General features: G+C 67.3%; 15 protein-coding genes. 12 read left to right on the top strand and 3 right to left on the bottom strand.

Annotated features, from left to right (window positions below; all coding sequences use genetic code 11):
- The first annotated feature begins 1 nt into the window (after position 1).
- From G3N94_RS09030 to G3N94_RS09015, 4 genes are all read left to right on the top strand, one after another.
- Positions 2-919 carry a bestrophin family ion channel gene (locus tag G3N94_RS09030; RefSeq protein ID WP_205792039.1) on the top strand — a complete coding sequence of 306 codons (918 nt, stop codon included), beginning with the start codon at positions 2-4 and terminating at the stop codon, positions 917-919.
- Positions 920-1,061: 142 nt separating this feature from the next.
- Positions 1,062-1,391: a hypothetical protein gene (locus G3N94_RS09025; RefSeq protein ID WP_205792038.1), complete on the top strand. Its 330-nt coding sequence runs from the start codon at positions 1,062-1,064 to the stop codon at positions 1,389-1,391.
- 179 nt (positions 1,392-1,570) lie between these two features.
- The gene (locus G3N94_RS09020; protein WP_205792037.1) at positions 1,571-1,906 is read left to right on the top strand and encodes a sugar ABC transporter ATPase; all 336 of its coding nucleotides are present in this window, start codon (positions 1,571-1,573) and stop codon (positions 1,904-1,906) included.
- A gap of 66 nt (positions 1,907-1,972) precedes the next feature.
- Complete coding sequence (locus G3N94_RS09015; RefSeq protein ID WP_205792036.1) at positions 1,973-3,616, top strand: ABC transporter substrate-binding protein; 1,644 nt, start codon at positions 1,973-1,975, stop codon at positions 3,614-3,616.
- A gap of 60 nt (positions 3,617-3,676) precedes the next feature.
- On the opposite strand, the gene G3N94_RS09010 is transcribed toward G3N94_RS09015, so the two are convergent.
- Entirely contained in the window at positions 3,677-5,014 is a 1,338-nt protein-coding gene (locus G3N94_RS09010) for a type II toxin-antitoxin system HipA family toxin (protein WP_205792035.1), read from the bottom strand.
- Positions 5,015-5,016: 2 nt separating this feature from the next.
- Positions 5,017-5,265, bottom strand: a complete 249-nt coding sequence (locus G3N94_RS09005; RefSeq protein WP_205792034.1) for an XRE family transcriptional regulator — start codon at positions 5,263-5,265, stop codon at positions 5,017-5,019.
- Positions 5,266-5,510: 245 nt separating this feature from the next.
- On the opposite strand from G3N94_RS09005, the gene G3N94_RS09000 reads away from it, so the two are divergent.
- The 8 genes from G3N94_RS09000 to G3N94_RS08965 all read left to right on the top strand — a co-directional run bounded on the left by G3N94_RS09000 (position 5,511) and on the right by G3N94_RS08965 (position 12,963).
- Entirely contained in the window at positions 5,511-6,377 is an 867-nt protein-coding gene (locus tag G3N94_RS09000; protein WP_205792033.1) for a MurR/RpiR family transcriptional regulator, read from the top strand.
- A complete protein-coding gene (gene ddpX / locus G3N94_RS08995) occupies positions 6,378-6,947 on the top strand; it encodes a D-alanyl-D-alanine dipeptidase (RefSeq protein WP_205792032.1) in 570 nt (189 codons plus the stop codon).
- A 40-nt stretch (positions 6,948-6,987) separates the two neighbouring features.
- A complete protein-coding gene (locus G3N94_RS08990) occupies positions 6,988-8,586 on the top strand; it encodes an ABC transporter substrate-binding protein (protein ID WP_205792031.1) in 1,599 nt (532 codons plus the stop codon).
- Positions 8,587-8,596: 10 nt separating this feature from the next.
- Entirely contained in the window at positions 8,597-9,667 is a 1,071-nt protein-coding gene (locus G3N94_RS08985; protein WP_205792030.1) for an ABC transporter permease, read from the top strand.
- 63 nt (positions 9,668-9,730) lie between these two features.
- Entirely contained in the window at positions 9,731-10,645 is a 915-nt protein-coding gene (nikC, locus tag G3N94_RS08980; RefSeq protein WP_205792029.1) for a nickel transporter permease, read from the top strand.
- 1 nt (position 10,646) lies between these two features.
- Positions 10,647-11,522 carry an ABC transporter ATP-binding protein gene (locus G3N94_RS08975; RefSeq protein WP_205792028.1) on the top strand — a complete coding sequence of 292 codons (876 nt, stop codon included), beginning with the start codon at positions 10,647-10,649 and terminating at the stop codon, positions 11,520-11,522.
- The gene (locus G3N94_RS08970) at positions 11,519-12,313 is read left to right on the top strand and encodes an ABC transporter ATP-binding protein (protein ID WP_205792027.1); all 795 of its coding nucleotides are present in this window, start codon (positions 11,519-11,521) and stop codon (positions 12,311-12,313) included. Before G3N94_RS08975 ends, G3N94_RS08970 begins: the two co-directional genes overlap by 4 nt.
- 314 nt (positions 12,314-12,627) lie before the next feature.
- Positions 12,628-12,963, top strand: a complete 336-nt coding sequence (locus G3N94_RS08965) for a type 1 fimbrial protein (RefSeq protein WP_205792026.1) — start codon at positions 12,628-12,630, stop codon at positions 12,961-12,963.
- 67 nt (positions 12,964-13,030) lie between these two features.
- Here G3N94_RS08965 and G3N94_RS08960 read toward each other — a convergent pair whose 3' ends face one another.
- Positions 13,031-13,903 (bottom strand): LysR substrate-binding domain-containing protein, encoded by an 873-nt coding sequence (locus G3N94_RS08960; RefSeq protein ID WP_205792091.1) that lies wholly within the window; start codon positions 13,901-13,903, stop codon positions 13,031-13,033.
- Positions 13,904-13,973: the final 70 nt, after the last annotated feature.

The following is a 13,973-nucleotide window of genomic DNA, read 5'->3' as shown; positions in this document are numbered from 1 at the left end:
CATGATCGTGCGCCCCCGCGAGCACTGGCTGCGGATGCTGTTCGTCTGGAACGGCTCGGTGCTGCAGGCGATCCTGCCGCAGCTCGCGCTGACACTCGCGATCAGCATCGTCGCACTGTGGACCGGCGGGCGCGTGATGGGCGAGAAGGTGCCGCTGAACCCGACGCCGTTCACGCTGATCGGCCTCACGCTGGCGATCTTCGCCGCGTTTCGCAACAACGCGAGCTACGACCGCTATCGCGAAGGGCGCGTGCTGTGGGGCGGCGTGCTGACCGCTACGCGCACGCTGACGTCGCAGGCGTTCGCGTACCGCGTGTTCGACACCGACGACGAGCGCCGCGCGTTCGTGCGCACCGTGATCGCGTTCGTCTACGCGCTCAAGCACCAGTTGCGCGGCACCGATCCCGACGCCGACCTGCGTCCGCTGCTCGATGCACAGACCTACGCGCATGTCGCGCCGCTGAAGTTCCGGCCGGTCGCGATCGTGCACCTGCTGCGCACCGCGTTCGCCGCGCGCGCGGACGCCGGCCGCCTCCCGGACACGCGCCTGTGGATGCTCGACGCGCGGCTCGACGATCTCGTTGCGATGGTCAGTGGCTGCGAGCGCATCGCGTCGACGCCGATCCCGTTCTCGTACGACGTGCTGTTGCATCGCACGATCTACGCGTACTGCATTCTGCTGCCGTTCGGCCTCGTCGATTCGATCGGTGCGGCGACGCCGTTCGTCACCGTGTTCGTCGCGTACACGCTGATTGCGCTCGACGCGATCGCGCATGCGATCGCCGAACCGTTCGGCACCGGCCCGAACCATCTCGCGCTCGATGCGATGACGCGGCAGATCGAGCGCACGCTGCTCGAACTCAACGGCGAGCCGCTGCCGGACGAAGTGAAGCCCGGCAAGTACTACCGCCTCACCTGACGCGCGCCGAGCCGCACGTCACCGGGTCGCGCGTAATAAACCCTCACAATCGATACAAACCGACCGTCAACACAGGCGATTCGCGACGCGTTCTTGGGGCAAGCGCCGGAAATTCCTCCGCGCAACGACAGGAGAAAACACCATGCGAGCCCTCACCCGCAATCTCGCGATCGCCGCCACGCTGATGTCGGTGCTGACCGGCACGGCCTTCGCCGACACGCCGTGGCAGAAAGCGCATCCGCGCCGCGAAGAGGTGAACCAGCGCCTCGCGAACCAGAACCGCCGGATCCATCACGAAGTGAAGGAAGGCGAGATGTCGCATGCACAGGCTGCACGCCTGCATCGCGACGACCGGAAAATCCGCCAGGAAGAGCGGGACATGGCTGCGCAGAACCACAGCCACCTCACCAAGCCGGAACAGCGCGTGCTGAACCAGCAGGAAAATGCGGTCAGCAACAAGATCGGCCAATAAGCGCTCCGCTTCGGTGAACTTCGAACGCCCGCTGCCGCCCCGCCGGCAGCGGGTGCTTGTTGTATCGAATCGTTTCAGCATGCGATTCGTGTCGGACCCTGCGGGTATACTCTGACGCCAGCCGCGTTTCACCTGCACCCGCGTTCCCGCCTCGACACGACAGACACGACCACCCCACCATGAAACGATTCCTGCTGCTCCTTCCCGCCGCCGTTCTCGCCGCCTGCGGAACCGCGCCGTCGTCCGAAACTGCCGCATCCGGCGGCGACGGCGCGATGATCTACGTATCGTCGCAGCGCCCGGCCGACGCGATCGCGAACTGCCTCGACAGCCGGCTGTCGGACACGCAGCGGTCGCACCACAACGGCGTGACCGACATTACGGTCGGCTCGCGCTCGTACTTCGTCACGCTCACGCCGTCCGGCGCCGGTTCGGTCGTCAAGGTCGTGCGCGGCTCCGGCAGCGAGCCGCCCGAGGAAGCGATGCGCTTCGCGATCGCGCGCTGCTTGATCTGACTTATTTTCATCCGGGCGCCCGTCGATGAGAGAATCGCACCACGATCTCTTTCCGATGGAGCCCGCATGAAGCATCTGCTGTCCAGGCTGTTCGTCAGTGCCGCGCTCACCGCGCTCACACCCGCGTTGTCCGCGTTGTCCGCGTTGTCCGCGTTGTCCGCGTTGTCCGCGTTGTCCATTTCGCCGGCCCAGGCCGCGACGCCGCCCGGCATCTTCGTCGTCGCCACGCAGCTCGGCGAATTCACGACCCTCGACCCGAGCGTGATCTACGAGCTCGTGCCGTCCGAGTACGTCGCCAACACCTACGAACGGCTCGTACGCGTCGACCTGAAGGACCCGACGCGCTTCGACGGACAGATCGCGCAGTCGTGGAGTGTCGGCGCCGACGGCGTCAGCTACACGTTCAAGCTGCGCTCCGGGCTCACGTTCCATTCCGGCAATCCGGTGACCGCCGACGACGTCGCGTGGTCACTGCAGCGCACGATCCTGCTCGACAAGGGCCCGGCCGGCGTCATTGGCGATCTCGGCCTCACGAAGGCGAACGTCGTGCAGAAGGTCCGCGCGATCGATCCGCAGACCGTCGTGCTCGAGACCGACCGCAAGTACGCGCCGAGCTTCGTGCTCAACGTGCTGAGCGCATGTCCCGCCTCGGTGCTCGACAGGAAGCTGCTGATGTCGCACCAGCAAGGCAACGACTTCGGCAGCGCGTGGCTGAGATCCAACGATGCGGGCTCGGGCCCGTACAAGCTCGTCAAGTGGACCCCGAACGAGAGCATCGTGCTGCAGCGCTTCGACGCTTACCGCACGCCGTACCCGATGCAGCGGGTCGTGCTGCGCCACGTGCCGGAAGCCTCCGCGCAGCGGCTGCTGCTCGAGAACGGCGACGCCGATGCCGCGCGCAACCTGAGCCCCGACAGCCTCGCCACGCTGACGAAGGCCGGCAAGATCAAGGTCGCCGCGTGGCCCGTGTCCGCGCTGCTGTACCTGAGCCTGAACACGAAGAACCCGAACCTCGCGAAGCCCGAGGTTCAGCAGGCGATGAAGTGGCTCGTCGACTACGACGGCATCCAGCGCAACATCGTCAGCACGACCTACAAGGTGCACGAGACGTTCCTGCCGGAAGGCTTCCTCGGTACGTCGAACGCGCGCCCGTACAGGCAGGACGTCGCGAAGGCGAAGGCGCTGCTCGCGAAGGCCGGTTTGCCGAACGGCTTCGACGTGACGATGGACATGCCGAACGACTATCCGTACCTCGAGATCGCGCAGGCGCTGCAGGCAAACTTCGCGCAGGGCGGCATCCGCGTGAAGCTGATCCCGGGCGACGCGAAGCAGGCGATCGGCAAATATCGCGCGCGCCAGCACGACATCTTCATCGGCGAGTGGTCGCCGGACTACATGGACCCGAACAGCAATGCGCGTGGCTTCGCGTGGAATCCGGACAATTCGGACCAGTCGAAGGACAAGATGCTCGCGTGGCGCAACAGCTGGGACATCCCGCAGCTCACGAAGGACACCGAGGCCGCGCTCGTCGAGCCGTCGCCGGCAAAGCGCGCGCAACGCTATGAAGCGCTGCAGAAGGCCGTGCTCGCGAACTCGCCGTTCATCATCATGTTCGAGAAAGTCGTGCAGGTCGCGACGCGGCCGGGCGTGACGGGCCCGGAAATCGGCCCGATCAACGATCTCGTGTCGTATCGGACGCTGAAGAAGTAAGTGTTGCCCTGGCCGCCTGCGCGCGGCGCGGCCGGCGCGGCCGGCCGGCCTGCACGCGCGTCATATGGCCGGCATCGCGTCCAGCCGCTCGGCCGCGCGCCGCAACCCTTCGAAAATGCGGTCGGCGACCTTCGCAGGAAACCCTTGCGGCAACGCCGCGCCAACCGTGTCGATCACGCGCGGCGTCGCCGCGATCAGCCGCTCGACGATCGGCGTCGCGATGTCGCCGAGCAGGCAATGCTCGGCCATTGCGCTGAAATGGCGCCGCGTGATGTCCCGCATCGCGTAGTGCTTGCGCTTGCCGTGCATCGCCATCGCGAGCTTCGCCTTGTGCCACGACCACTGGTTCGCGCCGTCACCCTCGACCGGCCAGATCGACATTACGTCGTACAGCGGCGTGAGCCTGAAGCGCCCGCCCGGCAACAGCCGCAGGCTGAAATTCTTCGCGTGGCCGTCCGGCGCGGCGAGCATCCAGAACACGACCAGCGCGGCGAACAGCGTGTCGAGATCGTCGGCCGGCGCCTCCGAGCGCCGCAGGATGCCGACGAGGTCCGGCACGCCCGGGCCGCCGTGCGACTCGTATTTCAGATGCGGCGGCACGCCGAGCGCCTGGCAGAAATCCTCCTGCGGCAGGCGCAGCAGCCATCGGCCGTCGCGATGCAGCGCGCGGTCGAAGCGCGCGACCGACAGCACCTTGTGCGCGCCGAACCTGACGATCTCCGCATCCGGCACCGGCAGCCCGAACGCGCGCAGGATCGCGAGGCACAGCCATTCGTTCTCGACCGACGTCGTCAGATCCGCGCGCTTGTTGCCGACGAGGCCGAGCGGCAGCTTCAGGATATGCGTGGTCGGCGTCGCGCCGTGCGGACGCATCCATCGCCCGTCGTGATACAGCAGCGCGGTTTTTTCCTGCGCGCCCGCGAGCGACAGACGGAAGTCGTCGTCATCGTCCCACACGCCGGCGGCCACGCCGCTCGCCTGGTCGAGCAGCCGCGCGACGTCGTCGTCCGACAGCGGCGAGCCGTCGATGCGGTCGAAGCCGGCCGGCGTCTCGTCCTCGCCGAGCAATTGCACCGCGCCGACGCAATCGCGGCCGAGCGCGGCGAGCAGGTCGAACGGCTCGAGCGTCGCGGTGCCGAAGCGCGTCGCGAGGCGCCGGCGGATCGCGTCGCTGTCCGGCAGCAGGTTGTCGAAATAGTGGTTCACGCGCTCGCCGCGCAACGGCGCGTCGCCGATGCCGAACGGCAGCGACAGAGACAACGGCCGGCCCGCCGCCGACTGCTTCCAGCCGGCGTCGTACTGCAGCTCCATGTCGCCGCGCGCGGGAATCCGCCAGACGCCGACCCTCAGGCCGTTCGCCCAGATCGACAGTGCGCGGCCGTGCGATTTGCGGCCCATGCTCACCACTCGGCGTCGGCCGCACCGCTCTCGCCCTTCGTGCGGATGCTGAGTTCGAGGTCGTACAGCGCGGTCAGCGCGAGGAGCTGGGTCAGCGACAGGCCGGCGGTGCGGGTGGTTTCGAGCAGCGACAGACGCGGCTGGCCGATGCCGATGCGGGCGGCGGCCTCGGCCTGCGTCATGCTCTTGGCCTGGCGCGCGGACGACAGGATCTCGCCAAGCTGGGCGGGGGTGTTGACGATCAGGTTCACGGCGCGGATTCCTGTGGATAATAAATGCAGTATATTCCTGTCACGCATAAATACAAAATATTCATCAAACAAATAAACGCGTGATATTCCCGACAGTAATGTTCTGACGCTTCACCCGCCCTCTACGCACCCGTCAACATCTATCGCCGATCCGTGCGTCATAGTTTTTATCGTCTGGCGCGAATTATTTTGGCTTTGTTAGATGAATGACAACTCGTCAACCGGCGACAACGATCTAACAATCGATGACCTGCGCGTTCGTCCAAACCGTCGAAGCCCGTTTCGCCGACCTGACGCCCACCGCAAAGCGCATCGCGAGCTACATGCTCGCGAATCTCGATCGGCTCGGCCTCGAGACCGCCGACCAGATCGCGCAACAGGCCGGCACGAGCGGCATCTCGGTCGGGCGGTTCCTGCGCAGCGTCGGCTACCGCAATCTCGACGACCTGAAACGCGAACTGCGCGGCGGCGGCGACCGGCCGTGGATGATCACCGACCGCCTCGACGAATACCGGCGCGTCGCCGGCACGCCACCGGCCGGCGCCGACGGCGCGCTCGCGCAGTCGCTCGAACGCGAGCTCGATGCCATCCGTCACGTGTACCGGCTCGCCGAAGATCCGGTGTTCGCGCAGGTCGCCGACCGGATCGCGCATGCGGACGCCGTGTTCATCCTCGGCATCCAGTCGACGCGCGGCATCAGCAACGCATTCAGCAGCTACCTCGAATACCTGCGCCCGCGCGTGTTCTACACGGACGGCCAGTCGGGCTCGTATGTCGATTCGCTGAACTCGGAATTCGCCCATCCGTACTGCGTCGTCACCGACACCCGCGCGTATTCGCGCGTCGCGCGCCGCTACTGCGAGGCCGCCGCCGAGCGCGGCCAGCCGTTCGCGCTCGTCACCGACCTCTACTGCCCGTGGGCGCGCGAGTGGCCGGCCGACCTGCTGCAGGTGAAGACCGATGTCGGCCAGTTCTGGGATTCGCTCGCGCCGCTGACCTGCCTGTTCAACCTGCTGATCACGGCCGTCGTCGACCGCCTCGGCCCCGCGATCGACCGGCGCGTCGCGCGCAACCGCGAACTGCAGCGCGCGTTCGACCAATTCGAGCCCTGAATGCCGATGAACGCACCCCGCCTCGTCGAAATCACGCCCGCTACGCATCGCGTCGAGATCGATCTCGTCTACGCGACTGACCGCAACCTGACCGGCAAGCCGATCTACCGGCGCGCGCATTGCCTGCTGCTCGAACCGGCCGAAGCGGCGCTGCGCCGCGCGGTCAACGTCGCCGCGCAGGCGGGCCTCACGCTGCGGATCTACGACGCGTACCGCCCGCCGCAGGCGCAGCAGGTGCTGTGGGATTTCCTGCCCGATCCGGACTTCGTCGCCGATCTCGGCCGCGGCTCGAACCACAGCCGCGGCACCGCGCTCGACGTCACGCTCGTCGGCCCGGACGGCCATGCGCTCGACATGGGCACCGGCTTCGACGAGATGGTGGCCGCGTCGGGCCACTTCCGTGCGGGGCTGCCCGAGGCCGCGCAGCGCAACCGCCTGCTGCTGCTCGGCGTGATGCACGCGGCCGGGTTCGCGCACATCGCGAGCGAATGGTGGCACTACGAACTGCCTGGCTCGCGCGTGCTGCCGCAGATCGACAACGCCGACAGCGGCCCGTGGCGCCTGATGTGATGCACGTCCCCTTCCCCGTTCAACGACCGATGGAGCGCACATGAAACCCCTGACATCCCGGCTCGTCGCGGCGCTGGCCGCCGCGTCCTTCGTCGCTGCCGCGCCGCTCGCCGCGCGTGCGGAAACGCCGAAGGACATGTTCGTGATGGCCACGCTGCTGGACGAATTCACGACGCTCGATCCGGGCGAGATCTACGAGCTGGTGCCGGAGGAATACGTCGCGAACACCTACGATCGCCTCGTGCGCGTCGACCTGCGCGATCCATCGAAATTCAACGGCGACGTCGCGCAGTCGTGGACCGTGAGCCCCGACGGGCTGACCTATACGTTCAGGCTGCGCGACGGCCTCAAGTTCCATTCGGGCAATCCGCTGACGGCCGACGACGTCGCATGGTCGATCCAGCGCGCAGTGCTGCTCGACAAGGGTCCGGCCGCGGTGCTGACAGGCATCGGCCTCACGAAGGCGAACGTGCTCGCGAACGTGAAGAAGCTCGACGACCAGACGGTGTCCGTCACGACCGACCAGAAATACGCGCCGACCTTCGTGCTGAACGTGCTCGGCTCGTGGCCCGCGTCGGTGCTCGACAGGAAGCTGCTGCTGTCGCACCAGCAAGCCAACGATTTCGGCAACGGCTGGCTGAAGACCAACGAAGCGGGCTCCGGCGCGTATCGGCTCGTCAAGTGGACGGCCGGCGACAGCATCGTGCTGCAGCGCTTTGAAGGCTACCGGCTGCCGCTCGCGATGAAGCGCATCGTGCTGCGCCACGTGCCCGAGGCGGCCAGCCAGCGCCTGTTGCTCGAGAACGGCGACGTCGACGCGGCCCGCGACCTGAGCCCCGACGATCTCGCGGCCGTCGTCAAATCCGGCCGCGCGAAAGTGACGCCGTCGCCGCAGGCGACGCTGCTGTATCTCGGCCTGAACACGAAGAACCCGACGCTCGCGAAACCGGACGTGCAGGAAGCGCTGAAATGCCTCGTCGATTATGCGGGCATCCAGGGCCACGTCGTGAAGACGACCTACAAGGTGCACCAGACCTTCCTGCCGGACGGCTTCCTCGGCACGCTCGATGCGAACCCGTACAAGCTCGACGTCGCGAAGGCGAAGGCGCTGCTCGCGAAGGCCGGCGTGCCGAACGGGTTCTCGCTGACGATGGACGTGCGCAACGACTATCCATACACGGAAATCGCGCAGGCCGTGCAGGCGAACTTCGCGCAGGCCGGCATCAAGGTGCAGCTGATCCCGGGTGACAACAAGCAGACGCTCGCGAAATACCGCGCGCGCCAGCACGACATCTACATCGGCGAATGGTCGGCCGACTACATCGATCCGCACAGCAACGCGCAGGGTTTTGCGTGGAATCCGGACAACAGCGACAAGTCGAGCTATAAAATGCTGGCCTGGCGCAACGGCTGGGACATTCCGCAGCTCACGAAGGACACCGACGCGGCGCTCGCCGAGCCGTCCGCCGCGAAACGCGCGCAGCGCTACCAGGCGATGCAGAAGGCGATGCTCGCGCGCGCGCCGTTCGTGATCATGTTCGAGAAGGTCGCGCAGGTCGCGACGCGGCCTGGCGTGAGCGGGCTCGAAGTCGGGCCGATCAACGATCTCGTGTCGTACCGCAACCTGAACAAGCAATGAGATTCACCGCATGTCGACTCCTGCCTCCTCCGTCGAAACCTTGCGCACGCTGCCCGCGCGGCACCCGGGCGTGCGCCGGGCGCTGCGCGTGCTGCGCTGGGTGCTCACGCTCGCGATCACGTTCGCGGGGCTGCTCGCGCTGACGTTCGTGATCGGCCGCAAGGTGCCGATCGACCCCGTGCTCGCGATCCTCGGCGATCGCGCGTCGGCCGACGCGTACGCGGCCGAGCGCATCGCGCTCGGGCTCGACAAGCCGCTCGCGACGCAATTCCTGATCTACGTGCGCGACGTGCTGCACGGCAATCTGGGGATGTCGCTGCTGACGTCGAACCCGGTGCTCGACGACATCAGGCGCGTGTTTCCGGCGACGCTCGAGCTGGCGACGCTCGCGACGCTGATCGGCATCGCGATCGGCGTGCCGCTCGGCGTCGTGGCTGCGGTCAAGCACAACCGGCCGATCGATCACGTCGCGCGCTTCGTGGGCCTGATCGGCAGCTCGGTGCCGGTGTTCTGGCTCGGCCTGATGGGGCTCCTGCTGTTCTACGCGCGGCTGCACTGGGTCGCGGGGCCTGGCCGGCTCGACCCGGTATTCGACGGGATGGTCGACCCGCGCACCGGCAGCCTGCTGATCGATTCGGCACTCGCCGGCGAATGGGACGTGTTTCGCAATGCGCTGTCGCACATCGCGCTGCCCGCGGCGATTCTCGGCTACTACTCGGTCGCGTACCTGAGCCGGATGACGCGCTCGTTCATGCTCGACCAGTTGAGCCAGGAATACATCGTCACCGCGCGCGCGAAGGGGCTCTCCGAACGGCGCGTGATCTGGCGCCACGCGTTCGGCAACATCGCGGTGCCGCTGCTGACCGTGATCGCGCTCACTTACAGCAACCTGCTCGAAGGCTCGGTGCTGACCGAGATCGTGTTCGCGTGGCCGGGGCTCGGCTCGTATCTGACGGGCGCGCTGCTCAATGCCGACATGAACGCGGTGCTCGGCGCGACGCTCGTGATCGGCGCGATGTTCATCACCGTCAACCTGCTGACCGATGCGCTGTATCGCGTGTTCGATCCGCGTGCGCGCTAGGGTCGGTTTGCATATGGAACCATTGCGTTTTCCTTCCCCATCGATGCACAAGGCCATCCGATCATGAATGCCGAGCAACCGACCCTGCGCGCGTGGCTGCTGTCCGACGCGCCCGCGTCGCGCGCGCAGGCCGCGTGCGGCCTCGCGTACCGCCGCTGGCGCCGCTTCGCCACGAATCCGCTCAACCTGTTCGGGCTCGCGATCCTCGTCGCGCTGATCGCGGTCGCGATCGCCAGTCCGCTGATCATGCCGCACGACCCGCTGCGCCAGGTGCTCGCGGACCGGCTGCTGCCGCCCGGCTCGCCATCGCACTGGCTCGGCACCGACCAGCTCGGCCGCGACATCCTGTCGCGGCTGATCGACGGCTCCCGGCTGACGCTCGGCATCGCGCTGCTCGTCGTCGCGATCGTCGTGCCGATCGGGCTCGCGATCGGCACGACGGCCGGCTACTGCGGCGGGCTCGTCGACAGCGTGCTGATGCGCGTCACCGACGTCGCGCTCGCCTTCCCGAAGATCGTGCTCGCGCTCGCGTTCGCGGCCGCGCTCGGGCCGGGCGTGATCAACGCGGTCGTCGCGATCTCGATCACCGCGTGGCCCGCGTATGCGCGGCTCGCGCGCGCGGAGACGATCCGCATCGCGCAGGCCGACTACATCCATGCGGCGCGGCTGCAGGGCGCGTCCGGCGCGCGCATCCTGCTGCGCTATATCGTGCCGCTGTGCATGTCGTCGGTGATCGTGCGCGCGACGCTCGACATGGCCGGCATCATCCTGACCGTCGCGGGCCTCGGCTTCCTCGGCCTCGGCGCGCAGCCGCCGAGCCCGGAATGGGGCTTCATGGTCGCGTCGGGCCGCAACGTGTTGCTCGACGCGTGGTGGGTCGCGACGCTGCCCGGCGCGGCAATCCTGCTCGTCAGCCTCGCGTTCAACCTGCTCGGCGACGGGCTGCGCGACGTCTTCGATCCGCGACATGGAGCGTGACATGAGCGCCAATCATCCGAATGTGCCGCCGCTGTGCGAAATCGACGGCCTGAAGATCGGCTTTCGCGGTCACGACGGCAGCGTCAGCGACGCGGTGCGCGACCTGTCGCTGACGCTCGCGCCCGGCGAACGGCTCGGCATCGTCGGCGAATCGGGTTCCGGCAAATCGCTGACGGGCCGTGCGCTGCTCGGCCTGCTGCCCGAAGCCGCGCGCTGGTCCGCGCGCACGCTGCGCTTCGCGGGCCACGACCTGCTCGCGATGCCGGCGCGCGAACGCCGGCAGCTGTGCGGCAGCCAGATGGGAATGATCCTTCAGGATCCCAAATATTCGCTGAACCCGGTGATGACGGTCGCGAAGCAGATGGGCGAGGCGTTCCGGCTGCATGAGCCGGGGCTGCGCGGGAAGGCGCTGCGCGAACGGATCGTCGACGCGCTCGCGGCCGTGCAGATCCGCGATCCCGCACGCGTCGCCGATGCGTATCCGCACGAGTTGTCGGGCGGCATGGGGCAGCGCGTGATGATCGCGATGATGGTGTCGACCGGCCCGCGCCTGCTGATCGCCGACGAACCGACGTCGGCGCTCGATGTGGCGGTGTCGATGCAGGTGCTCGCGGTGCTGGACGCGATGATCGCGCGGCACGGCACGGGCCTGATGTTCATCAGCCACGACCTGCCGCTCGTGATGTCGTTCTGCGATCGCGTCGCGGTGATGTATGCGGGCCGCGTCGTCGAAACCTGCGCGGCGCGCGACCTGCGGCACGCGACGCATCCGTACACGCGCGGCTTGCTCGCGGCGAACCCGCCGCTCGCGAATCCGCCCGACGAACTGCCGGTGCTGCAACGCGATCCGGCCTGGCTCATTGAGGCTTCCCGATGATCGACGTCGACCACGTCTCGATCCGTTTCCCGACCCGTACCGGCCATGTCGACGCGGTGCGCGACGCCAGCTTCGCGGTGCGCGATGGCGAGGTGTTCGGCCTCGTCGGCGAGTCCGGCTCCGGCAAATCGACACTGCTGCGCGCGCTGACGGGCCTCGTGCCGGTCGCGGGCGGCAGCCTGTCGATCGATGGCCGGCCGATCGGCGGCAAGCTCGACCGCGCGTTTCGCCGCAACGTGCAGATGGTGTTCCAGGATCCTTACGCATCGCTACATCCGCGCTTTACGATCGACCAGACGCTGCGCGAGCCGCTGTCGATCCACGGAATCGGCGACGCCGACGCGCGAATTGCGCGTGCGCTCGCCGAAGTCGGGCTCGGGCCTGCGTTCCGGTTCCGCTACCCGCATCAGCTGTCGGGCGGCCAGCGACAGCGCGTCGCGATCGCGCGCGCGCTGATCGTCGAGCCGCGCGTGCTGCTGCTCGACGAGCCGACGTCCGCGCTCGACGTGTCGGTGCAGGCCGAGATCCTGAACCTGCTGCGCCGCCTGCACCGCGAGCGGCGCCTCACGATGATCCTCGTCAGCCACAACCTCGCGGTGGTCGGCTTCCTGTGCCAGCGCGTCGCGGTGATGCAGCACGGCGAGATCGTCGAGCAGCTATCGGTCGAGCACGTGCGCGCCGGGCAGGTCACGCGCGACTACACGCGTTCGCTGCTGCGCGCGACCGAGGGCTATCGACGCATCGATCCGGCGCTCGACGCGGACGCCGCAGTGCACAAGCCCGGCGGCTGATCGCGCGTCGCCCTCATCGCAATCGACAACGGCCGCTCGCAACAACGAGCGGCCGTTTTGCATTCGGGCCGTGTCCGGTGATTCACGCCGCCATTGCCGATCGTATCGCGTCCGGTATTACCCCGACTTGCGAATGCGCAGATTCCGCATATATTGAATCGAGCAATACGCAGCTTATTGGCTTAGGCCAATTATCTGGAATTTTTCATTCAAGAGGTTGGATGCATTTGCCGTTTACGCAGGTAGCTTCGCAGCGTTGACGGACTGCCATTCGAGCGGCCTCGCTGCGACGCGCTGCCACCCTGGAGCCTGTCATGAAGCACCGCTTGTCTGCCGCCTCGTTCCTGTTGGCTGCTTCGCTTCTGGTGTCGCCGCCGTCCTTTGCCGACGGGGTTTCCGGCACCATCCGCTTCATCGGCATGATCGTCGAGCCGCCGTGCTCGTTCGCCGTCGACGCGGCCAATGCCGCTCGAGCGAGCGTGCGTCCCGAGTGTCCGCGCCCGGCTTCCGGCCAGATCGCATTCGTCGATGCCGCCACTCAACAGACCGTCAGGACGACGACATTTACGCAATTGTCGCATTCGATCGATTTACCGAATCGCGCAAATAACGCGCATTCACCAATGATTGCAATCGTCACCTATCAATAACGCAGTCGCCGGCATCGGTTCGCATCGCATTCGTGCGATTCGTGCGGCGTGTACGCACGCCGCCGCGTCAGTCGCGATGGGATGCGATCCAGTCGCTGAACGCGCGGATCTTCTGCTGGTTGCCGAGGCTCTCGGGATACACGAAGAAATAGCGGGCGCCCGTTTCGAGCACGATATCGAACGGCCGTTCGAGGCGTCGCGCGCTGACATCGTCGTCGACGAGCGTCACGTCGCCGATCGCGACGCCGAAACCCTGCATCGCCGCGTTCGTCGCGAGATCGAGCGTGTCGAAGCTTGGTCCGCGCTCGGGATCGACCGTGCGCGCGCCCGCATGATCGAGCCATGCGCGCCAGTCGCGATGGTCGCGCGTCGGATGCAGCAGCGTGTGGCGCGCGAGGTCGTCGACCGCGTGCAGCGGCGACGTCTGCCGCAACTCGGGTGCGCAGACGGGCGTCAGCCGCTCGTCGAACAGCGGCAGCGCGGCTACGCCGGCGCCCGGCGACTTCCCGTAGACGATTGCCGCATCGAACGGCTCGCTCGCGAAATCGACGTCATGCTGCCAGGCGGTCGTGATCTGCACGTGCAGATCGGGATGCTCGCCCTGGAAACGCATGATGCGCGGCAGCATCCAGCGCATCACGCAGGTCGGCACCTTCAGCGCGAGATCGGTGCGCTGCCGCGTGAGCTTCAGCGAGATGTCCTCGATCCGCGCGAAACTCTCGTTGACGACCGGCAGCAGTTGCTCGCCTTCGGCCGTCAGCGTCAATCCCTTCGCGTGCCGCTTGAACAGCGGGAATCCGTAGTGCGCCTCGAGCGTCTGGATCTGCCGGCTGACCGCGCCCTGCGTGATGCAGAGCTGCTCGGCTGCGCGCGTGAAGCTGCGATGGCGGGCCACCGTCGAGAAGATCTGCAGCGCGTGCAAGGGCGGAAGTCGGCGCATGGCGAAGCGATCAGCCGCCGGCGGCGAGCGCGGCAGCCGCGACGCGCGCCGCCGACGCGACGACGTCCGC

Source organism: Burkholderia sp. Ac-20353 (assembly GCF_017104785.1).
Classification (GTDB): domain Bacteria; phylum Pseudomonadota; class Gammaproteobacteria; order Burkholderiales; family Burkholderiaceae; genus Burkholderia.
Note: the sequence above shows the minus strand (reverse complement) of the source record. Positions and strands in the feature narration are given on the sequence as shown.

Coding starts and splice junctions, on each gene's coding strand:
- G3N94_RS09030 (WP_205792039.1), top strand. CDS start 2: ATGATCGTGCGCCCCCGCGAGCACTGGCTGCGGATGCTGTTCGTCTGG.
- G3N94_RS09025 (WP_205792038.1), top strand. CDS start 1,062: ATGCGAGCCCTCACCCGCAATCTCGCGATCGCCGCCACGCTGATGTCG.
- G3N94_RS09020 (WP_205792037.1), top strand. CDS start 1,571: ATGAAACGATTCCTGCTGCTCCTTCCCGCCGCCGTTCTCGCCGCCTGC.
- G3N94_RS09015 (WP_205792036.1), top strand. CDS start 1,973: ATGAAGCATCTGCTGTCCAGGCTGTTCGTCAGTGCCGCGCTCACCGCG.
- G3N94_RS09010 (WP_205792035.1), bottom strand. CDS start 5,014: ATGGGCCGCAAATCGCACGGCCGCGCACTGTCGATCTGGGCGAACGGC.
- G3N94_RS09000 (WP_205792033.1), top strand. CDS start 5,511: ATGACCTGCGCGTTCGTCCAAACCGTCGAAGCCCGTTTCGCCGACCTG.
- ddpX (WP_205792032.1), top strand. CDS start 6,378: ATGCCGATGAACGCACCCCGCCTCGTCGAAATCACGCCCGCTACGCAT.
- G3N94_RS08990 (WP_205792031.1), top strand. CDS start 6,988: ATGAAACCCCTGACATCCCGGCTCGTCGCGGCGCTGGCCGCCGCGTCC.
- G3N94_RS08985 (WP_205792030.1), top strand. CDS start 8,597: ATGTCGACTCCTGCCTCCTCCGTCGAAACCTTGCGCACGCTGCCCGCG.
- nikC (WP_205792029.1), top strand. CDS start 9,731: ATGAATGCCGAGCAACCGACCCTGCGCGCGTGGCTGCTGTCCGACGCG.
- G3N94_RS08975 (WP_205792028.1), top strand. CDS start 10,647: ATGAGCGCCAATCATCCGAATGTGCCGCCGCTGTGCGAAATCGACGGC.
- G3N94_RS08970 (WP_205792027.1), top strand. CDS start 11,519: ATGATCGACGTCGACCACGTCTCGATCCGTTTCCCGACCCGTACCGGC.
- G3N94_RS08965 (WP_205792026.1), top strand. CDS start 12,628: ATGAAGCACCGCTTGTCTGCCGCCTCGTTCCTGTTGGCTGCTTCGCTT.
- G3N94_RS08960 (WP_205792091.1), bottom strand. CDS start 13,903: ATGCGCCGACTTCCGCCCTTGCACGCGCTGCAGATCTTCTCGACGGTG.